Annotated in this window: 21 protein-coding genes; 9 read left to right on the top strand and 12 right to left on the bottom strand. The window is 33.9% G+C overall.

From position 1 onward, the window contains the following. Window positions 1-93 precede the first annotated feature (93 nt). Window positions 94-744: a ribulose-phosphate 3-epimerase gene (gene rpe / locus EL260_RS11940; protein ID WP_065397539.1), complete on the top strand. Its 651-nt coding sequence runs from the start codon at window positions 94-96 to the stop codon at window positions 742-744. A gap of 220 nt (window positions 745-964) precedes the next feature. Here the strand turns inward: rpe and chrI are convergent, their stop codons facing one another. From chrI to chrA, 3 genes are read right to left on the bottom strand one after another with little or no spacing between them, the layout of a single operon-like run. Continuing rightward, window positions 965-1,450 (bottom strand): chryseobasin maturation helper ChrI, encoded by a 486-nt coding sequence (chrI, locus tag EL260_RS11935; RefSeq protein WP_228445429.1) that lies wholly within the window; start codon window positions 1,448-1,450, stop codon window positions 965-967. Between the two features lie 38 nt (window positions 1,451-1,488). Further along, complete coding sequence (chrH, locus tag EL260_RS11930; protein WP_123860487.1) at window positions 1,489-2,586, bottom strand: MNIO family chryseobactin maturase; 1,098 nt, start codon at window positions 2,584-2,586, stop codon at window positions 1,489-1,491. A 3-nt stretch (window positions 2,587-2,589) separates the two neighbouring features. Further along, the gene (gene chrA / locus EL260_RS11925; protein WP_123860486.1) at window positions 2,590-2,814 is read right to left on the bottom strand and encodes an MNIO class RiPP chryseobasin precursor ChrA; all 225 of its coding nucleotides are present in this window, start codon (window positions 2,812-2,814) and stop codon (window positions 2,590-2,592) included. Between the two features lie 155 nt (window positions 2,815-2,969). Here chrA and EL260_RS11920 point away from each other — a divergent pair, with 155 nt between their 5' ends. Next, window positions 2,970-4,817 carry an alpha-L-fucosidase gene (locus EL260_RS11920; RefSeq protein WP_123860485.1) on the top strand — a complete coding sequence of 616 codons (1,848 nt, stop codon included), beginning with the start codon at window positions 2,970-2,972 and terminating at the stop codon, window positions 4,815-4,817. A gap of 81 nt (window positions 4,818-4,898) precedes the next feature. Here the strand turns inward: EL260_RS11920 and EL260_RS11915 are convergent, their stop codons facing one another. From EL260_RS11915 to EL260_RS11880, 8 genes are all read right to left on the bottom strand, one after another. Further along, window positions 4,899-5,315 (bottom strand): nucleoside-diphosphate kinase, encoded by a 417-nt coding sequence (locus EL260_RS11915; protein ID WP_076355787.1) that lies wholly within the window; start codon window positions 5,313-5,315, stop codon window positions 4,899-4,901. Window positions 5,316-5,921: 606 nt separating this feature from the next. Continuing rightward, window positions 5,922-6,848: a ribosome small subunit-dependent GTPase A gene (gene rsgA, locus EL260_RS11910; protein ID WP_123860484.1), complete on the bottom strand. Its 927-nt coding sequence runs from the start codon at window positions 6,846-6,848 to the stop codon at window positions 5,922-5,924. Window positions 6,849-6,970: 122 nt separating this feature from the next. Beyond that, window positions 6,971-8,053 (bottom strand): chorismate mutase, encoded by a 1,083-nt coding sequence (locus tag EL260_RS11905; protein ID WP_123860483.1) that lies wholly within the window; start codon window positions 8,051-8,053, stop codon window positions 6,971-6,973. A gap of 396 nt (window positions 8,054-8,449) precedes the next feature. Beyond that, entirely contained in the window at window positions 8,450-9,031 is a 582-nt protein-coding gene (locus EL260_RS25975) for a hypothetical protein (protein ID WP_228445427.1), read from the bottom strand. Window positions 9,032-9,063: 32 nt separating this feature from the next. Beyond that, window positions 9,064-10,149 carry a DNA polymerase III subunit gamma/tau gene (dnaX, locus tag EL260_RS11895; RefSeq protein WP_123860482.1) on the bottom strand — a complete coding sequence of 362 codons (1,086 nt, stop codon included), beginning with the start codon at window positions 10,147-10,149 and terminating at the stop codon, window positions 9,064-9,066. 98 nt (window positions 10,150-10,247) lie between these two features. Beyond that, on the bottom strand, window positions 10,248-10,880 hold the full coding sequence (locus EL260_RS11890) for a TetR/AcrR family transcriptional regulator (RefSeq protein WP_123860481.1): 633 nt from the start codon (window positions 10,878-10,880) through the stop codon (window positions 10,248-10,250). 6 nt (window positions 10,881-10,886) lie between these two features. Then, on the bottom strand, window positions 10,887-12,143 hold the full coding sequence (locus tag EL260_RS11885; RefSeq protein WP_123860480.1) for an aminotransferase class I/II-fold pyridoxal phosphate-dependent enzyme: 1,257 nt from the start codon (window positions 12,141-12,143) through the stop codon (window positions 10,887-10,889). Window positions 12,144-12,546: 403 nt separating this feature from the next. Next, entirely contained in the window at window positions 12,547-12,900 is a 354-nt protein-coding gene (locus tag EL260_RS11880) for a helix-turn-helix domain-containing protein (protein WP_123860479.1), read from the bottom strand. Between the two features lie 900 nt (window positions 12,901-13,800). Here EL260_RS11880 and EL260_RS11875 point away from each other — a divergent pair. From EL260_RS11875 to EL260_RS11850, 7 genes are all read left to right on the top strand, one after another. Continuing rightward, a complete protein-coding gene (locus EL260_RS11875; RefSeq protein WP_123860478.1) occupies window positions 13,801-16,797 on the top strand; it encodes a sensor histidine kinase in 2,997 nt (998 codons plus the stop codon). A gap of 6 nt (window positions 16,798-16,803) precedes the next feature. Next, window positions 16,804-17,415 carry a response regulator transcription factor gene (locus EL260_RS11870; protein WP_123860477.1) on the top strand — a complete coding sequence of 204 codons (612 nt, stop codon included), beginning with the start codon at window positions 16,804-16,806 and terminating at the stop codon, window positions 17,413-17,415. A 267-nt stretch (window positions 17,416-17,682) separates the two neighbouring features. Then, entirely contained in the window at window positions 17,683-18,882 is a 1,200-nt protein-coding gene (locus EL260_RS11865) for an MFS transporter (protein ID WP_123860476.1), read from the top strand. A gap of 195 nt (window positions 18,883-19,077) precedes the next feature. Then, the gene (locus EL260_RS11860; protein ID WP_123860475.1) at window positions 19,078-19,491 is read left to right on the top strand and encodes a hypothetical protein; all 414 of its coding nucleotides are present in this window, start codon (window positions 19,078-19,080) and stop codon (window positions 19,489-19,491) included. A 256-nt stretch (window positions 19,492-19,747) separates the two neighbouring features. Then, entirely contained in the window at window positions 19,748-20,095 is a 348-nt protein-coding gene (locus tag EL260_RS11855; RefSeq protein ID WP_123860474.1) for a DoxX family protein, read from the top strand. A 7-nt stretch (window positions 20,096-20,102) separates the two neighbouring features. Then, the gene (locus EL260_RS26115; protein WP_262697005.1) at window positions 20,103-20,237 is read left to right on the top strand and encodes a hypothetical protein; all 135 of its coding nucleotides are present in this window, start codon (window positions 20,103-20,105) and stop codon (window positions 20,235-20,237) included. Next, a complete protein-coding gene (locus EL260_RS11850) occupies window positions 20,219-20,536 on the top strand; it encodes a hypothetical protein (protein ID WP_123860473.1) in 318 nt (105 codons plus the stop codon). Before EL260_RS26115 ends, EL260_RS11850 begins: the two co-directional genes overlap by 19 nt. A 99-nt stretch (window positions 20,537-20,635) precedes the next feature. Here the strand turns inward: EL260_RS11850 and EL260_RS11845 are convergent, their stop codons facing one another. After that, window positions 20,636-21,049, bottom strand: a complete 414-nt coding sequence (locus EL260_RS11845) for a hypothetical protein (RefSeq protein WP_228445425.1) — start codon at window positions 21,047-21,049, stop codon at window positions 20,636-20,638. Between the last annotated feature and the right edge of the window lie 242 nt (window positions 21,050-21,291).

Here is a 21,291-nt window from a genome sequence, read left to right as displayed (position 1 = left end):
ATAATTCTTCTTGGGAGTATTTCCTCATATTATTTTTTAGTTGTTAACCCCTCTTAAAAGAGAGAAATCTAAGTAAAAGTATAAAAAGTAAAAATGAAAACGAAGCTTATTGCTCCATCCCTTTTATCTGCAGACTTTGGGAATCTGCAAAGAGATATTGAAATGCTAAACAGATCTCAGGCAGATTGGTTCCATATTGATGTAATGGACGGGAGATTTGTCCCTAACATTTCATTTGGTTTTCCGGTAATGAAAACTGTACAGCAGCACGCTAAAAAATTTGTAGACGTTCACCTAATGATCGTGGAGCCTGAAAAATATGTTGATGAATTCATCAATCATGGTGCTGACCTTGTATCTGTACATTATGAAGCATGTACTCATCTTCACAGAACCATCCACCACATCCAAAGTAAAGGAGCAAAGGCAGGGGTTGTTTTAAACCCATCTACTCCTGTTCTCATGCTTGAAGATATTATTGCAGATGTAGATCTTGTTTTATTAATGAGTGTAAATCCCGGATTTGGAGGACAGAAGTTTATTGAGAATACTTACAAAAAGATTGCCGAAACAAAAGACCTTATCTTAAGCAACAATTCTACAGCACTTATCGAAGTAGATGGCGGAGTGAATCTTGACAATGCTTCTAAACTTTTCGAAGCCGGAGCTGATGTATTGGTTGCCGGAAATGCAGTATTCTCTGCAGAAAGTCCGGAAAGAACCATTGAACTTTTGAAAATCTAAAAAAGATATAAGTTTAGACATATCAAAGGCAGCTCTATTAGAGCTGCCTTTTTCAATTTGAATCTGAGTCGTCCTGGTTATTAATTTTTTTTCAAAATTTCTATATGTCTAAAATTTCTTCTTACTAACAATACAAAGTTCTGTATAAAATAAACTCCAGTCAATCCGTAGAAATACGGAATTTAAATCCTAGTATTTTCACCTAACATAAAAATTACCTCTATAATTGTTTATGCCAGATACAAGCACAAACCAGTAATATTATACTGACTACTGAAAAACCAGTTCTTATATTGTTCAGAAAATTCCATCTGCTTTCAAAATTTTCACGCATTTGCTTAAGCGCTTCAACAGCAGAACCGGAAATATCAAATTGATCCAGTTGGTCATTCATAGGAACATTTCCTACCACTGTAACCCCAAAAACTCCGATCAGATAAGCCAATGTAGCCAATAAAAGAAAAATAAAAACCGTTTGTTCTCCCCGAAAAAAGAAAGTAGACACAGGGAGAAGAATTGCAGTCCCCATAAAGCTCATAAAAAATACAGGATTCAGTATTTCTCGGTTGATATTTTGCATTGCCTTCAGATATTCCGCATCAGGCAATTTTCCTAATCCTAAGACTACAGAACATGAATATGCATAGAAAAGCCCAGCGATAAGTGCTGTCAATACGGCTGTTATGATTAATAATAGAGTTGTCATTTTCATATAATTTGGTTTGTGGTTACTAGAGATCTTTTTTAATAGGGATTCCATTTTTTAATGATATTCTGAGCGGTAAGAATCATCTCCGGGTCCCAGTCTTTTGTTCTAAAGTAATGGAATTCATGATTTTTAATAGAGGCAACTCCAGCATTGTCAAATAAAAGTTTTGTTAACAATGTTTGTTCTTCATGCAGAATCATATCTTCTAAAGGAGCTTTTTGAAATTGCACTTTTTTCTTATTCCAGAGGTCTTCATTCTCTCTCTCCCAACCTGATGAATCAATCAGTGTTCTGACCTGCTCAAAATCATCCAGGAAACTTTTCTTTTTTTCTTCTGTATTAATAGTATGTCCCAGCCTTTCAATGATAATATATTCCAAATTCTTACACTGGAACACAACCGAAGAAAGTATAGACAAAATTTCTTTAGGAATTGCATCATCATGAGTATCTCTCCTTACTGGTGTCTTACTGTATACACTTTCCTGCCAGCTGCCTCCTGAGAGATGAATTTCCCTGACTTTATCCAAGGGATACAGTTTGATAATATCCTGCATATCAACATTGAAATTACAGGATTGACAATAGATATTGTGAAGATCAAGAATCAGGAATCCATCAATATTTTCCGTTAATTTATCAAGAAATACGCCTTGCTCAGTTACGTCATCTAATGAAAATGCAAAAGCAAGATTTTCTATTCCTACAGGAACTTCTACAGCATCTTGTAACCTGTACAGTCTGTCTTTTCCAATTTCTAATGTTTTAGAATGCAGAGATACCGGCAGTGGTACTCCCTGATGAAAATTTTCGGTATTCATGAAACCGAAATGTTCCGTAATATGTTTGTATTTTCTTTTATGAAACTCTTCTTTTAGTTTTTCAAGCCAAAGTTCTTGCCTTTCAGTCCATAGAGCATCAAATAATGAATAATAGACTCCATGCCCGACCAAACGATTGTTTTCAGAATAAAAATTAAGCAACTCACTCAGCCAAACGGGTTCTTCCGTATTATAGAATGTATCAAACGACCATTCAAGCACTTCAATAGAATTGCTTTGTAATAATGGCAAAACAGCTGAAATAAACTCAGATTCTGCCATCATGGATAATCCTAACAGTGGCCTTCCCATATTTTACCCCATTCCACAGGCTGGACAAGAAAAATGACTGAGCTTAACTGTATCTTTTTTAACAATAGCTTTAGGGGTAGTTGGTTTAGGTTTTTCCGGGCTTTCAGGAGCCGGAGCCACTTTTTTAACTTTCTTTATGGGCTTTTTAGTTTTTGCAGCAGGTTTTGTAGTTTGCGCAGAAACCCCTACCGCTAATAAACTTGCCATTAATAATGCTGGAATTTTCATAATGCTTTTTATTAGAAGAATTTTACAATAAACGTTCCATTTATAAAAATACAATAATAAGAAACGTTTTAATAACAATTATCAGTAAATATTAGAAACTATTCTATACTGTAATGTTTTCTTTATTTATATTTAATGGTAAAATAAATCTATATATGAGAAACAGTCTGATTAAAGCTGTTTTCCTGGGATTGATATTATCTGCAAATAGTATTGATGCACAGGACCAAACAGTGGACAACAGCAAAAAAATGGAATGGTTTAAAAATGCAAAACTGGGCATTTTTATTCATTGGGGCATCTACTCTGTTAACGGAATTTCCGAATCCTGGTCATTTTTCAATAATTATATTAATCACGAAAATTACATGAAACAGCTGAATGGTTTTTCAGCTTCAAAATATCAGCCAGAGCAATGGGTAAATCTTATTAAGGAATCGGGAGCAAAATATGCTGTCATTACCACCAAACATCATGATGGAGTTTCACTTTGGAATACTAAAGCAGAAAAAGCAACAAGCATTCCTCAAAATTCCCTGGCCAAAAAGGATGTTTTAACTCCTTTTGTTTCTGCTTTGAAAAAATCAGGATTAAAAACAGGGCTGTATTTCTCATTGCCAGATTGGAGTCATCCCTATTATGACATAAACACCCGGACAAAAAAACGTTATGAAATAAAAAGAGAACCAACCCGCTGGCAAAATTTCCTCAGCTATTACCAAAGTCAGCTTCATGAACTTTCCGTCCAATACTCCCCGGATCTTCTTTGGTTTGATGGAGACTGGGAACATACTTCTGAGGAATGGAAAGCTACTCAAACCTTGGATTTACTCAAAAAATACAATCCTAATATTATCATCAACTCAAGGCTCAACAATCATGGGGATTATGATACACCGGAACAGGGTATTCCGGTAGTTCCGCCACAAAATCCATATTGGGAACTTTGTTATACCATGAATGATTCCTGGGGATATCAACCATATGACAAAAAGTACAAGACCTCCAATATGATTGTCAGAACGCTGGCAGATGTGATCAGTATGGGAGGAAATTTTTTGCTTGATATTGGTCCGAAATCAGACGGTACCATTCCGGAGGAACAAATTGAAATTCTTAAAAACCTTGGACGCTGGACATCCAAAAATCAGCATGCCATCTACGAAACGACCCGCGGAATTCCTTTTGACAACTACAAAGGAAAATCATCTCTGTCAACTTCTAAAAAATCTTTATTTCTTTATCTTGACGAAAGCAAAACCTTCACAAAGATCTATGGATTGGCAACAAAACCTCTTTCAGTACAAATCATTGGAGACCCATCCGCTGTTGTTAAAATAGATTATAACACTGAAAAAACACTGACTTTAACCTTCTCCAATGTAAAATTTGACAAAGATGTTACTGTGGCAGAAGTTATTTTCGACAATCCTCCTGTATTTCTGAAAGATTTTAAGAAGGAAGAACATTCTCTTGCTGAAATATTGGAAATGAAAAATACTCAGGAAGCCGTTTATGATATAGCCAATGCCCTGAACGATAATCAAAATTTATTAACCCATAATGGACTGACCCAGGACGGACTTGACATGGAAATTAAAAAAACGCCTAAAGCAAACCCGGAAACCCTGCAATGGATAAGCAAACATGCAGAGGCTTTGTTTGAGACAGGAAAAGGACTACCTAAGGGTCATTTCTCAGGAATGAGTGCCATATCAAAAGACAAACAGACGCTTTATCTTTTTGTGGAGGGAACTCCTACCGGTCCTATTGCTCTAAAAGGAATAAAAAATGACATAGCCAGAATAAGAATCGTAGGCGATGGCAGCATGCTTACTCATACAATTTACAATAAACTTTACTGGAGCGACCGACCGGGAATTATCTACATTGATATCCCAAAAGAAAGGCTGGATCAACAGATGACTGTCATAGCAATTTTGCTTAATAAGCCAATGGAGTTGTACAGAGAAAATGTGGGTGCCATTGAAAACAACCTTTAATAAATTATGGAATAAGAATTCATATAAAAACAAAATCCGGAGAATAGTTTCTCCGGATTTTTTATTTTGTAAGAAATTTTCTTAGAAAATCTCTCTTCCTGAAAAATGGAACTGAGCTTCGATTAATGCATTCTCGTTAGAATCTGAACCGTGAACGGCATTTTCTCCGATGCTTCTAGCAAACATTTTTCTGATTGTACCTTCTGCTGCTTCTGCAGGGTTAGTAGCACCGATTAATGTTCTGAAATCTTCAACTGCATTGTCTTTTTCTAAAACTGCAGCTACAATTGGACCAGAACTCATGAACTCTACTAATTCACCATAAAATGGTCTTTCAGCGTGTACTTCATAGAATTTTTTGGCGTCAGCAACTGTAAGCTGAGTTAATTTTAAAGCTTTGATTTTAAAACCACCTTCAGCAATCTTACCCAATATTGCACCGATATGTCCGTCAGCAACTGCATCAGGCTTAATCATAGTGAATGTAATGTTAGACATAAATGTATATTTTTTTAATGGTGCAAAATTACAAAAAATATCTTTGATTTTTATTTTAATTTTTTTTTAACATAAAAATAACTTTTATTAAGAAATCATGAACCGATGTTTGGCACAGTAATTGTTAATTCTATTACGATTCTCATGTTTAATTTGAGTTTTCATGGTTATTAGTTTTTACCCAGCTTCGGCTGGGTTTTTTATTTGCAATAAATCAATGTTTTTATTGATAATTTGATAAATTTGAAAACCATATAAAAGTATATTAATATAGTATTGCTTCCATTTCAATCAATGAAATAATTGATATTTTTTTATTTTTTTTTGTTCTGATAGATTTTTAACATAAAAAAGTAGAGTTATTAAACAAATACTCCATACCAAAAAGTAGAGTTATTATAACAACGCATTAATTTTTTACTCTTAAAAAATGAAAAACAGGTTTCTGAAATTATCTTTTATATGTTTTTCAAAAAAATTTAAGAATTAAAAATTAGAAAAATTATGAAGATTGAAACCTGACGTAATTTTATAGAATCAGTACAATAATAAAAACCTTCATATTTTAAACATGAAGGTTTCTTATTTGACAAAGATATTTTGCAATTATTTTTGAGCCGCTTCTTCTGCTTCGTCCATCAGCTTTATATAGGTTGCATAACGGGAGTGTTCAATTTCTCCAGTTTCAAGAGCATCTATTACGGCACATTTCGGTTCATTGATGTGTAAACAGTTATGAAACTTGCATTCTTCTCTTTTTTTGAATATTTCGGGGAAATAATGTTGTACTTCTTCCTTTTCAATATCTATCATCGCAAATTCACGGACCCCTGGAGTATCAATAACATTTCCGCCAAAATGCCAGAAATGCATTTGCGCAAAAGTAGTGGTATGTTTTCCTTTGAGATGGGTATCTGAAATTTCAGAAGTCCTCAAGTTTAATCCAGGTTGTAAAGCATTAACCAGAGTAGATTTACCACATCCTGAATGTCCGAAAAATACAGAAGTTTTATCTTTTAACATATCCTGAAGCTGATCCAGGTTAAGTTTTGAATATGATGAAATTTCTAAAGTATCATACCCTATTTTTTGATAATCAAACTCAACCTCTTTTATAATCTCAATTTCCTCTTTATGTAAAACATCAATCTTATTGAAAAGAATTAAAGGTTTTATATTATATGCCTCACAGCATGCTAGAAATCTATCCAGAAAACCTAACGAGGTTTCCGGATGCTTCAAAGTGAAAATAAAGCAGGCAAGGTCAATATTGGAAGCAATAATATGAGCTTCTTTTGAAAGGTTAACAGACTTTCTAATCAGATAATTCCTGCGTGGTTCAATCTTCGTAATCCATGCAATATCATCTTGCTCCAGTTGAAATTCTACAAAATCTCCTACAGCAAGCGGATTGGTAAGTCTTGTTTTAATCAATTTGAATTTCCCCCTGATCCTGGCCTCGAAAATTTTATTTGTTTCCAATTCCAAAACCTGGTACCAACTGCCTGTAGATTTAATGATTTTTCCTTTCATAGATAATATGGTGCAAATATAAGGAATTAGGGCTTAGGGTTGAGAATATAGATGAAAACAAATGTTTCGATTTCCTAAATTCTTTTTCCCTAAGCCCTATCCTAATTATCAGCAAGTATGATTTAGTTCTTATCAATCATGATACTGTTCTGTACTTCAATAGATTCTTCGTGAATCGCTTTGAATACTTTCTCAATAAAGTCTTGAGACATTCCGGTCTCCTTTGCTTTTTGAGTTGCGTATTCTGTAATTACTTTCCAACGTTCAGGCTGGAAGATCGCGATATCATTTTCCTTTTTAAGTTTACCAATTTTCTCTGAGATTTTCATTCTTTGAGAAAGAAGCTCAATTAATTGGAAGTCAAGATCAGAGATCAGGGTTCTGTGTCTTCCCATTTCTCCTTCGAAACCGGCCAGGTTTGTACTTCTTACTTTTAAGTTACCAATTAATTCTGCTAATACTTCAGGAGTGATCTGTTGTGCGGCATCGCTCCAAGCTTCATCAGGATTAGAGTGAGTTTCGATGATTGCCCCTTGGTATCCTACGTTAAGAGCTTCCTGAGTAATATCTGCCAATCCTGTTCTGTTTCCACAAATGTGAGACGGGTCAATCAGCATTGGAATATTAGGGAACTGGCTTTTAAAATCAAGAGCGATTTGCCAGTTAGGGTTATTTCTGTACTTTGTTTTCTGGTATGTTGAGAATCCCCTGTGAATCACTCCCAGGTTTTTAATATCCTGACCTAAAAGTCTTTCTAATGCTCCGGCCCATAAAGCAAGATCCGGATTTACAGGGTTTTTAACGAATACTGGCTTATCTGTTCCTCTTAAAGCCATTGCTATTTCCTGTACTGTGAAAGGATTTACCGTAGAACGAGCACCAATCCAAAGAACATCTACATCAGCCTCTAAAGCGGCAAATACGTGGTGTGCATTGGCAACTTCAGTTGCGGTTTTGAAACCATATTCTTCCTTTACTTTTTTTAGCCAGTTCAAACCGATTACTCCTACTCCTTCAAAACCATTAGGTTTGGTACGAGGCTTCCAGATTCCTGCACGAAATACCGATACCTGGGCGTTGGATTCTTTAATTCTTCTAGCTGTTTCAAGCATCTGAGCTTCACTTTCTGCACTACATGGTCCTGCGATCATTAATGGTTGTGTAAGCCCATCAATCCACTCGTTTTTTAAATCTACTAAATTCATATTCTAAATTTTATTGTTTTTATATTTTTTTGTTAAGTTCACAGCAATAGCCCTTTGATTATAAAATTTAATTTATAATTCTTTTCAAAAAATGCCGTTCAAAATTGTTTAAAGGAATCAGGAAAATAAAAGGGCTCTACTTCTCCTGTATTTTTTGGAAAGAAATTTTATTAACAGTACCAATAAAATCGGTAATAGGTTCTAAAATTTCTATAATAAGAAGCAGAAAAGCTAAAATAACCGCTAAAATAATTAGCGGGTGCAAAGAAAGACAGATATGTATTAGATAATTTTTCCATTTTGTTCTGGAAATGTCTTTGTTTTAGCGTTTCTTACTATAATTTGTTTTTGTTGAAAAGTTATTTTCAGCAGAAAACTTTGACAAATATATAAAAATTATGTCAAATCAAACTTCATTAAATCATCAAGATCTTTCAAAAGTGGATTTTTTTCTATAAATTTTTCGTAAATTTTTCTCTTCGTTACTACCTCAATCTTCAGATTTTCAACGTCTCGCACGTATTCTATCACAATTGAATAGTTTTGAACTTTTCTTCTGAAATGATTAAAAAATTCTCCACTTATTTTATCAAATTCTACTTTTGCCGAGTCGGAAGGGAACAAAACTCTGATCTTATTCTCTTCTTTTTTCTCTAGCTTAAACGTTTTTACTGCATTAAAAACAAAATTGTTTTTTATCTGTAGCTGTTTAAGCAAAATCTTCCATTCAGCAAGAAGATCTGTATCTGTAAAATGGTTTTTGGGAAGATGATCGGTCTTCACGGCAACATCTTCTGCCACTTCAGTTTTCTCTTCTTTATTTAAAAAGGAATTGATACTAAAGCCTGAAGAGACTCCGGGTCTGGATAATGGTTTTGTGGTTTTGCTAATAACAGCAGCCTGAACACTTTCTACCTGTGCGGCTTGTTCTATTTTAACAGACTCTTTTTGCTGCTGAACTTTTTCAGGGATCTTCACTTCCTGTTTCTCAGTGAGAAACGGAGCCAGTATCAGGAATTTTTTTTTTTAGTAACGTCTGAATTAGCAGTCAGCGAAGCCAATTGCATTAATGCAATCTCAACAGTTAATCTTGGGTTCTTGGAGTTCTTATAATTAATATCTGCATGGTTGCAAATCTCAATACCATCAATCAGCTGTTGAGCTGCCCATTTTTGTCCTTGCTCCACAAACTTAGATTTTGTTTTCTCTCCTACTTCAATAAGATCTATGGTTGAAGCATTTTGAGCCATCATTAAATCTCTGAAGTGATTTCCTAATCCGGCTACAAAGATATGAGGATCAAAGCCTTTTTTAACAATATCATTAAAAGCGGAAAGAACTTCAGGTATTTTATTTTCCTTGGCGAGATCCACTATATTAAGATATTGATCATAGTCCAGAATGTTCAGTACTTCTGCTGCTTTTGCCAGTGTAATATTTCTCTGGGAAAAGGTAGAAAGCCTATCGAAAATGGAAAGAGCATCTCTTAATGCACCATCAGCTTTTTGGGCAATCAGATATAATGCATCATCTTCATATTGAATATTTTCTTTCAGAGCTATATTTCTCAAATGTCCCTGAATATCTTCAATCATGATTCTTTTAAAATCATAGATCTGACAACGGGATAAGATGGTTGGAATAATTTTATGCTTTTCAGTAGTTGCCAAAATGAAAATGGCATGAGCTGGTGGTTCTTCTAAAGTTTTAAGAAAAGCGTTGAAAGCGGCAGAAGACAGCATATGAACCTCATCAATGATATATACTTTGTATTTACCAACCTGAGGTGCAAAGCGTACCTGGTCTATCAGTTCCCTGATATCATCTACAGAGTTATTGGATGCTGCATCCAATTCATAGATATTATAAGCAAAGCCATCTTCTGAAACAGAGCCGTCTTTCTCGTTTATTTTTCTTGCTAAAATCCTGGCACAGGTAGTTTTACCCACACCACGAGGACCGCAGAAAAGCAATGCCTGAGCAAGTTGGCTCTCTTCAATTGCATGTTCTAAAGTATCCGTAATATGGGATTGTCCTACCACTGTGTCAAACTCCTGAGGACGATATTTTCTTGCAGATACTATAAAATTTTCCATTGGTCAAAAATAAGAAATATAGTTTTAATTTGAAAATTAAAAGTTTTCAAATTATCCACAAAAAACTCATTTTGGTCAAATCAGAAAACTTTTAATTATCATTTTTTTGTATTGTAGTAATGATCTATAATTTCTACGATAACTTTTTTCACTTCATCTCTTCCTTCGTCAGTTCTCATATCAATACCACAAAATTCTGTCCCATTGTATGCAGGGAATAGGTTCAGATAGTAAACACCTGCTGCTATTAGAGCCAACATTGCTCTAACATTTGTAGCATTTTCCCCAAAATAAGGATCTGTTACATTTTCGAAGAGATTAGCAGCTACTTCTTCTCTTTGCTTAAGAATATTTTTAAGGATTGGCTTACTTTCAGAAAGTTCCCAAAGAATGATTTTCTGGAGCTCTTTATTTTTTTTCAGATTCTCGAATTGAGTAAGAATTCCCTGGGTTAAGACTTCTTTACCTTTACCTATATGTATCTCTTCTTCAATATCTGGACTGAATTTGCTCCAATAATCCTGAGATTTGATGTATTCATCAATAAGTTTATCCGTACTTCCAAAGTACTCATAGATAAGCTTTTTATCAAAACCGGCTACTGCAGCAATCTTACTTACTTTCAGACCAGAATAGCCTTTTACTCTCAAAATTTTACCCACTGCCGCCAGCAGCTTTTGTTTGGTTTTTTCTTTGTCCCTAATTGGGCCCTGCACTACTTTTCTAGGCATAATTTATTATTTTTTTGCAATATGCATTTTTTTATTAATATCATCAAAGACATTAAGTGTTTTGTCGAGATGTTCTTTCTCGTGTCTTGCCGTTACGCTCATTCTGATACGCGCATCTTTTCTGGCTACAGCCGGATACATAATAGGATTTGTATACACTCCATTCTCGAGTAGTATTCGTCCTATATCCCACATTTTACTCTGATCTCCTATTTTCACAGGAATAATGGCAGAACAGGTAATACCGGTATCCAAACCTAAGTCATTAAGGCCTTTTTTAAAGTAATTGATATTATCCCATAATTTCTGTTGCCAGAATGGTTCTTCATCAATCAAATCAATTGCTTTTAAAATTCCGAAGGAAGATGGTGGAGGCGTCACTGAGAAAATATGCTGACGAGACTGGAACTTAAGAAATGATGCAATTTTTTTATTTGCAATCACATACCCTCCCAGGTTACCGAAAGTCTTGCTGAATGTTCCTGTTATAAAATCTACTTTATCAAATAGAGCATCATCTTCGAGAGCTCCTCTGCCGGTCTCACCTAAAACCCCTACTCCATGTGCATCATCTACCATTAGATAAGCATTGTATTTTTTCACAAGATCACAAATTTCCTTAGCGCGTGAAGTATCTCCTTCTTGAGAGTACACTCCATCCACGATAACAAGCTTTGTACGGTACGTATTTTCAGATACCTTCAAAATGTGTTCCAAAGCTTCCAAATTATTGTGAGGAAATGTTTTTTTATTTGTAAAAGCACATCCTTCATGCACACTAGCATGTACCCCCATATCTAAAATGGCAATATCTTCCTTCTGCATTAAAATCTGCAAAGTCGCACTATTAGCCGTATACCCGGAAGTAAAAAGCACAACTTCATCATCATTTCTTCCAAAAAAATTCGCAATCTTTTTCTCTATTGCGTTATGATAATCAAAATATCCTCCGATAAGGGGCGATGCTCCTGTACCTGTTCCATATTTCTCTATCCCATCAATAGCAGCCTGTTTTACTTTTGGGTGCTGCGTTAATCCCAAATAATCACTGGTCACAAAACTTACATACGGTTTATTCTGGTTGGCAATATCAATGTTTAATATTGCATCAGTACCTGATGTATTTTTTAGTCTGTAATTCATGTGACCTCTAGATGTCATTTCATCTAGAAATTCATAAAAATAATCTGCTCTTTGAGCAATATCATAATCAGGGATATTCTCAAAGTCTTTAAATGTTGCTGTCGCAAAATCAATATTCATCCTAAGTTATTTAGTGGTGTTCTGTATAGCAAATATATAACTATTAATGGGGCATTAAGAGAATAATATGATTAAAAAACAATTAAAGACATATTATTTTAGCCCAATTTATCTATATACCAGCAGTTTTTTCAATTTTTAATTTAATTAATTTTCTAGATTTAAATTTAACAAAAAAAAGAAATCCATAAAGCAATATAAATAAAGAAATCGTAAAAAAAAACTACCTACAACACAACTATCTCATTTATAAAAGATTATTTTTTCAAATGATTTATAAAGTGAGCAATATTATACTAAGTGACGATATTAATCACTACACTTTTCATATTTAATCACAAAATAAAGAAATAAATTATATAAAACCATACTATATAATTGGTTTTTTCGAAGAAATTAAAACTTACCTTTTAGACAACTTCCTAAAATCACCAGGTGTTTCACCTGTCATTTTTTTAAAAAACTTTGAAAAATTTGAAGGATCATAGGTGAATATCCGGGCAATTTCTGCAACAGAGTAGTTGGAGTCCGTAAGCATTTTCTTGGCTTGCCGTATAATTTCTTGATCATAAAAATAACAAGGATGCTGCCCTGTTTCTTTTTTAATAGTATCAGTAAGATGTTTGTGGGAAACTGCAAGCTGACCTGCAATTTCATTGACTTCCATAAACTCAGGCACCACTCCCGAAATTACTTGCTGAACATGATTTCTTAAGAAATCAAAATACTGATGAGTAATCTCTTCACTTCTTTTCATCTTGTTTTTTATTTATAATTTATTGAAACTATAAAACTAAAAATATGAATTAAAATCCACGTGGTGAACTTTTCGGGTAAGTATATAAACCAAGAGGCTTACTTTTTTAAGACTTTAAACACAGAATTGAGTTTCAATATTTCAATTTACATATATTATATTCTAATGTTGTGATAAAAGAACAAAAGATCCCCTGAAGAGACCTTTGTTTTTTGAGATAAAATCGTTTGTGTTTTTAGAATCCTATTGCAGAAAATAACTACTTTTCATCATTGCTGGAACTGTTTGCAAAAGTAGGTAACCTGTTATAGCCCATCAAAAAAAAACTGTAGAATAAACACAATATTATTGTAAAACTTTTACTACAAATCCCTAATACATCAAATGTCATTAATAACAACCTATACAGAATAAAAATCAAGTATCAATCAAGAAAACTTATCTCATTGTATTTCAATAATTTTAATTTATCAAAACATAATCATTCAACCCCTGAAATCCTATATCTATTATCAATAAAAGATTCAAATTCTGCAAAAAATGTTTTTTTATAAACAAATACAGAAATTAAGAAGTCCTTCTGAAGCAATTTTATAAAACAAATTATCACAGCACGTAGAATTATTACTACAAAAAAGCAGACTAATATCAGTATCACTATCAATAAATAAAGACAAAACTCATAATAAAACAAATCAAAACATGCTGATTTATCTCTATAATTTCATTATTTTTACAGCATCAAACGAAACCATTTTAACGCTTAAAAACACAGAGACAAAAAATTAATGACAAAAATTTATTTCCAATCGTTCCTACCTATTAAAAAAACTTCGACTTGTACAAAAACTATTATTAACCGTTTTTTGCTTTAAAGCAAGAGACACAGATCAGTTTTGCATGAGAGTTTGGGCATTGTTTTTTACTTGCTTATATTTCAACATATACGGACAACGCTATACATCTACCTGGTATAATATTGACAATGGACTTCCACAAAGTAGTGCAAAGGCTATTGTTAAGGATAGGTATGGCTTTATATGGATCTCCACAGAAAACGGTCTTGTACGGTATGACGGGAGTTCCTTTATTACTTTCAATAATTTCAAAATAAACAATCTTCACTTTGGTGAATTCATTGGCGACCCTTCTCAGGATAGTATTACAGTTCTTAATGATTTTCAGGAGAACAAAATCATCATTAAAAACAGATTCCCTAAGCTGACAAAGCTTCATCGTAGTGACAAAATAACCTTCACAACAGGAAATGAATTCGTACACCGGGTTGCAAATAATATTCTGGCGTGTAATTTTTACAATGATATTCAGTATTTTGTAAAGCTTAAAAATTCGACTTACAGTTTTACTGAAAATAGCCTTATCACTTATAAGGATAACAAAGGAAATGAAACAAAAATAGCTATCCCTTTTTCTAATAAGGACCTGAACAACATGTTTGTCTTCAATGAGGTTCTTTTCATTAATAATACAAAGCACAGAAAAACCTATTCCATAGACAATGGGCACGTTTCTATTCATGATGAGCCAAATCTTTTCAATGATCCGAATACAAGAATTTATTGGCAACAGATTACCAATCAAACCTTTGTCATCAATCACAATGATATTTATATTGTAGTAGGCAGCCAAAAGAAACCTTCCCTTAAGTTTCTGGTGAAATATAATGAAATAGGGAGTCACTCTTATTGTTCTATGTTTTATGGATGGAAATTCAATAAACTTTATCTCGGTACCCTAAACAACGGGTTAAATGTTCTGAAACTTTCTGATTTCTATGTAGCGAAGAAAAAAGAGGACTTCTCTAATAACGTTTATTATGCTTCCCTACCCTTGAGTAAGAATACCATTGTTGCAGAAGACGGAACTGAATTCGGGAGAAATGGAATTGTGAAAAAATATCCTTTTGGCAATAATGACAACTATCTTATGATGTATGACAAAGCCGGAAATATATTAATCCGGAAACGAAACAGCGTCATTAAGTTTTACAAAAACTCTGGTTATAAAAAGAAAGATTCTACTTTTATAAAACAGGGATTTCAAGCTTTCTTACAGAGCGGAAGTCTTTATGGGGCATCATTTTCAGACTCTTCAAAAAGCCAGCTTCAAATCTTTAAGGAAGATCCTTTCTCAAAACCTGACTATACTTATGAATTTGATAGTTTTGTCAATACTTTTTTTCAATATAGTGACAAAGAAATCTTAGTGGGTAACAGTGATGGTCTGTATTCCGTAGTCTTGGGAAGCAAAACTATTATTCCTATTCATAAAGACATCCATATTAAAAGCATTATCAGAACAAAAGATAATCTGATTTGGGTTATGACCAATAAAAACGGATTTTATCTTCTCAAAGACCGGAAACTCATTAAAATGCCGACCGACAGAAGTAATAATCTGGCGTCTGCCCACTATATTCTGGAGGATAAAAAGGGGTTTTATTGGATATCTTCCAATAACGGACTTTTCAAAATTCCAAAGAAACAACTGTTACAGTACGCAAAGGATAAGAAAAGTCCTGTTTATTATTATCGTTTCACCAAAAGAGATGGTTTTCTGACCAATGAATTCAACGGGAGTTCACAACCTAATGCTTATGCCTTGGAAAATGGAGATTTTGTATTTCCTTCCATGGATGGGTTTGTCTTTTTCAATCCTGATCATGTAAGAACCTTCTATCCGGACAAAAATAAAATTTACATTGAAAGGGTAAAGATTGGAAATTCTGAACCTCAATACTTTCATCATACTCTTGATCTTCAAAGCAATTATAAAACTGCGGAAGTCTTTATTGATATTCCTTATTATTCCAATCTGGAAAACCTTTATCTGGAGGCTAAAATATCAGGAAAAGAAAATTCTGAATGGGAACCCATCACTACTGGAAAGGAACTGAAATATACCATTAGCAATCTTGCCCCGGGAGAGTATACATTGAAGGTAAGAATGTTGATTTCTCCAGATGGACAATTTGAACAAAAATCGATCAGATTCAAAATTCAACCGCTTTTTTATCAGACTTTGTTGTTCCGTGTTTCCGTATCTATCATTATTCTGGTTATCATCATTGTGATTGTTCAGTTGATGACTAACTTTTTAAGAATAAAAAATAGAGTATTGAAGCAGATTGTACATAATAAAAATTCAGAATTAAAAGAAACATCTCTTACTCTTGAAGTGGTAAAAAGTGATTTGCGAAAGGAAACTGAATATCAGAAAAAGTTGGTAGAAACCATTAGCCATGATATTACCACTCCTATCAGATTTATAGCAATGCTTTCGCAGAAACTTCATGAATCTGATGATCTGGAACTTCAGAAAAAGTATTTTGACAGTATTTATAAGTCATCTGAACAGCTTTACCAATTCACACTGAATTTAAAGGAATATACTGAACTCTATAAGGCTGAGAATATTTTTGAAGAAGAAAAGTATCCTATCAACAGGATTTTGGAGATCAAGAAAAAACTTTTCTGTGAAATTGCAAAAGAGAGAGGAACCCAAATCATTAATACATCAGAAAACAATGTGTTGTATTCCTACGTTAATGAAAGTATTTTAACCGCCATTATCCATAATATTCTTGATAACGCAGTAAAAAACACTTTTGATGGGAAAATATACCTCAATGCAATAGAAATTAATCAGAAAATCACCATAACAATCTCTGATACGGGAACAGGAATGCCGGATGAACAGATTAACATGTACATGAATTTATTTAAAAACCCTAAATTAGACACCCCAAGTTTTAAAGGAAAGGGGCTTGGGTTGCACATGGTTATTCATTTGGTCAAAAAAATCAATGCTGAAATCAGTTTCAGACATAACCAACCTCAGGGAACAATTGTGGAATTAATGCTCAATAAAAACTAATTTACTATGAACGAAAGAATCTTAATTGCTGATGATCACTATGTAGTCAGGGCAGGTACCGCATTGGTCCTGGAATCCGGATTTCCGGAACTGAAGATAGATTTTGCAGAGAACTATGGGCAGGTAAAAAAAATGCTGGAATCTTATGATTACAGTCTTATTATTTTAGATATTGATATGCCCGGAACTCAATATAAAAAGATGATTTCTGAGCTCAAAGCCATTCAGAATGATATAAAAATTCTCGTGTTTTCAGGATATGACAAAGATGTAGCCATACAATATATCCGGGAAGGTGCTGAGGGCTACCTAAATAAGCAAAGCAGTGAGGAAGAGATTAAAAATGCTGTACGAACCGTTATTGAAAAAGGGTATTTTTATCCTGCAGAACTGATTGGGCTTATCATTCAGAATAAAAAAAGTAATCCTGCTGAAAAACTGTCATCCAGGGAATATGAAATTTTTAAGCTTTTGGCCGATGGAAATGGAAACCTTGAAATTGCTAACAGGCTCAACATTCAGATGTCAACGGTAAGTACCTATAAAAAAAGGATCTTCCAGAAGCTTGATGTAGCTAATATCGCAGAGCTTATCAAAGTGTATGAAATGATGCATTAACAATTGAGAGACAGGAAGCTGGAAGAGGAAGGTTAACAAGTCTTCAAAAGCAATGTCATTTTATTTTATTAATTGGGAAAAGCACCTGATTTAATTGGTCGTGATTTATCCAATTTAAGCTTCCAGCTCCCCTATTTTAGCATCCCTACTCTATCATCTGTTCCTATTGCAATGATTGAGATAATGATTTTTATAATTAAAAAATAATCAGGAAATTTACAGAACTTTATTTTCTATGAAACCACTGCATCTCAAATGCACAAAATCATGAATCCATTGGAAAAAGCAGATCAGGGAAGCCAACGTTTCCGAAATATAAAACTTTGTATTTTCTTTTCAGGACTTTCGGTATTTGCACAGCTTTATCTTTTTCAGCCGATGCTGCCTATGGCTGCGGAACACTTCAATGTATCTGTTGGAGATACTTCCCTCCTGGTCTCATCCTCCACTATTGGAATGGCACTTGGATTATTGTTTTTTGCCTTTAAAGCAGACAGTTATTCCAGAAAGGGACTAATGACCTTTTCATTAATTTCATCTGCTTTACTGACTATTATTTCAACATGGATCCCTAGCCTCAGCCTACTGATTGCTATTGGGATTTGTAAAGGTTTTGTTGTTTCAGGAGTTTCAGCAGTTGCTCTGGCCTATCTCACAGAAGAAGTAGGCACTGCTGTAATTGGTGCAGCTATCAGTATGTACCTTAGCGGAAATACCATTGGTGGCATGAGTGGAAGGATACTGGCTACTATTTTAGCCGGAGAATTTGGTTGGCGTAATGCGGTTTTGGCAATCGGAATAGAAAGCCTTATCCTGGGAACTGTCTTCTGGAAACTCTTTCCTGAGTCCAAATTTTTTAACCCTCAGAAAACAGATTACCATCTTAAGGTAAAACAAATGAAGTTTTTCCTCACCAATCCTTACATGCTTCGGTTGTATTTTATAGCAGCCCTTCTCATGGGAGTTTTTGTGAGTGTCTATAATTATCTTACTTTTCGATTAGAGGCTCGGCCATTTTCGTTAAGCCATTTTATCATCGCTTTCATATTCCTGATGTATACATTCGGGGTTTTGGGAACAATGGTGGTGGGGCGTCTTTCTAAAAGGTTTCCTGCAAACATGATTCTGAAATGTGCTATCCTTTCTATGGTAACGGGTGCTTTATTATTACTCTCAGAGAACCTTTATATTCTCATTTTTGGTCTTGGATTATTTACGTTTTCCTTTTTTGCTGCACACACTATGGCAAGCCAGATGGCTGCCCTTTATGCCAAACGGGGAAAGTCTTCCGCCACGTCTATTTATTGGCTGTTCTATTATTTTGGATCAAGTATTCTGGGAAGTGGTACCGGATATCTTCTCCATTCTTATTCCTGGAACGTTTTTATTGCTTTTCTTGTTATTTCTGTACTCATTGCCCTTCTCCTGGCAACAGCGAATGCTCCATTAAAAGATAAAAAAAATTGATACCACATGTGTACCACATTTTATTTTAGAAGAAAAATACTACAAACCGTAATCTCTTTCTATTTTAACATATTCTTAATCATTTATATTGAAAATTTAACCTAATCTTCACGGAAACATAGTCTCACAATGTGATGCGAGGCATAGTATTTGATATTTATAAAGTTCCATATCATCCTTAAAATTCAAAATATTATGAACGCAGCAGATCTTAAAATCAAAAACTTAGTCGAGTACAAAAATCAGATTTATACGATCACTGAAATTTTTCAGAGTATAGAGCAGGCATATTTTGTTAAAATTGAAAATAATATTCACAGTATTTCAGTACCTACTGATGCTATCAAGCCTATTAAAATAACAGAAGAATGGCTTGAGAAACTGGGATTTTCAAAAACGTACAGTTCTGATCAAAGCATCAGATATGAAAGACCGGAATCTTTTATAAAATATGACATTGACCTGAGTTCCAGAAAAATACTGGAAGGGCTGAAAATTTATGGTAATGCCATTAAATGTAAATATATTCATGAGTTTCAAAACATTCTCTCATGCTTATTCGGCAAAGAGCCTGCGTTACATTTTAGGTACATGAAAATAGAATCATAGTTAAATAGTTCTTAGTTATTGAATACCACAGTTTAGTTACATAAACTGTGGTATTCTTTTTTTAGAATAAGAAAATAGTAATAATTAATCTGAAATTGAGAAGATAAAAGCTATTATACTTTAAAAAAATCTTATCGAGAACTCTGGTATCGTGAATGGATTTTAAAATTCCGAAAACCTCACCATATGTACATCATTCATTTCATTCATATTTGTATTAATCTATTATTCCAATGAATATAAAAAAGCACTTGAAATGATTTTAAAAATTATTAACTCCATCCTTATTCTTACCGCTGTTTTCATGGGTTTTAAACAGGGTATTGCCATGTTTTCCAGTAAACCAGAAATGACTGCCATGTTTGGAAAATGGGGAGTTGATAAGACCGGACTCATGATGAATGGTGCCATTACTATCCTCGCCTCCATACTTATCCTATTTCCTAAAACATTTATCTGGGGAAATTTTTTAATGGCTGCAGGCATTTTGTTAATTATCTGTTTTCATATTATGGATAAAGATTTTAAAGGAGTGTGGATAGAACTCCCTTTTATGTTCCTTAATCTGCTAATTATTTATCTTCAACATCCTCTTAAAAATTAGCCTTGATATGAAATACTCTGATCTTGCGATCTTATTGGTGGTAGGATTTTCCTATACAGCTTGTGGCCAGAATATACTCAAAGAAAGACACCCCTCAACACTAACTTCAAAAAACAACAGACAATGGATGTATCAAAAATAACAGATCCGCAGGTAAAACAGGCCATAGAGGCCCTTCAGGCAGGAGATAAAAGCTGGTATAGTTTCTTCATTGAAAATCCAGCCATGACTGATGACAGCAATAAAGTGAATTTTAAATCCTTCTTTGACAATGCTCTCGGCAAAGAAATCTTCCTCACCATAGACCGTGTTGAAAATAACGGTAAGGATATTTATGGAAATTTTAAAGCCGGACAATGGGGAACGTTTCCTGTGTTCTTCAGATTTCATAAGAATGCTGAAGGAAAGTTTGACCGCCTGGATATTGGGCAGGATAAATAAAGAAAATTCTTTACAACAGAAAAGGCTGTCTCGCTTTGAGACAGCCTTTAAGCGCTTATGTCTAAAATCAATTGTGCTTTGACTAATAAAGATTTCTTTTTAGCTTTTAAAAACTACCTTTTTTGCCAGTCTTAATGTATAAGCATTCTTGTTTTTTGTAAGAGTATACTGCCCTTTTTTATAGATCACTCCTTTTTTAGAAGCAATTTTATCGAGCACTAAACTTCCATCAGATGCAGGCAGGAATATTTCTGCTTTTTTGCTGTCTTCACTAAGAATTACGGCTGCATTAGAAGTATAGGATTTTTTAGAATCTACTTCTTTCAGCTGTATCTTTTCATCAAAAATCCTTACACAGTCGTTTTTTATTACGGAAAATGTATATCCTGCAGATCCTTTACAACCGTGTTTATCTTTATCTGAACCGGCACCTTTGGGACTAAGTTGAGCTGAAACTCCTGAAGCGAACATTACAACTGCCATTGCTGTAATAAATTGTTTTACATTTTTCATATATGTTTAATTTAATTGAATGAATTTACTTATTTTTTCTCACATTTATTTCTGTTGGTTATTAAATTTACCTTATAATTTTCCAACATTATTTTTACTCAAATTTCCTCAATATAAAGAGGCATCAGCATTGCGTTTTTAGAATCTTCATTGTCTTTTAAGGTTTCTGTCTCTACCCTTCTTTTGGTTTTGTAAATTTCAAAAACTTAATTAAAAAAGCAACAATTTTATCATACTACATT

The sequence above is a fragment of the Chryseobacterium nakagawai genome, assembly GCF_900637665.1.
Lineage (GTDB): Bacteria > Bacteroidota > Bacteroidia > Flavobacteriales > Weeksellaceae > Chryseobacterium > Chryseobacterium nakagawai.
Note: the sequence above shows the minus strand (reverse complement) of the source record. Positions and strands in the feature narration are given on the sequence as shown.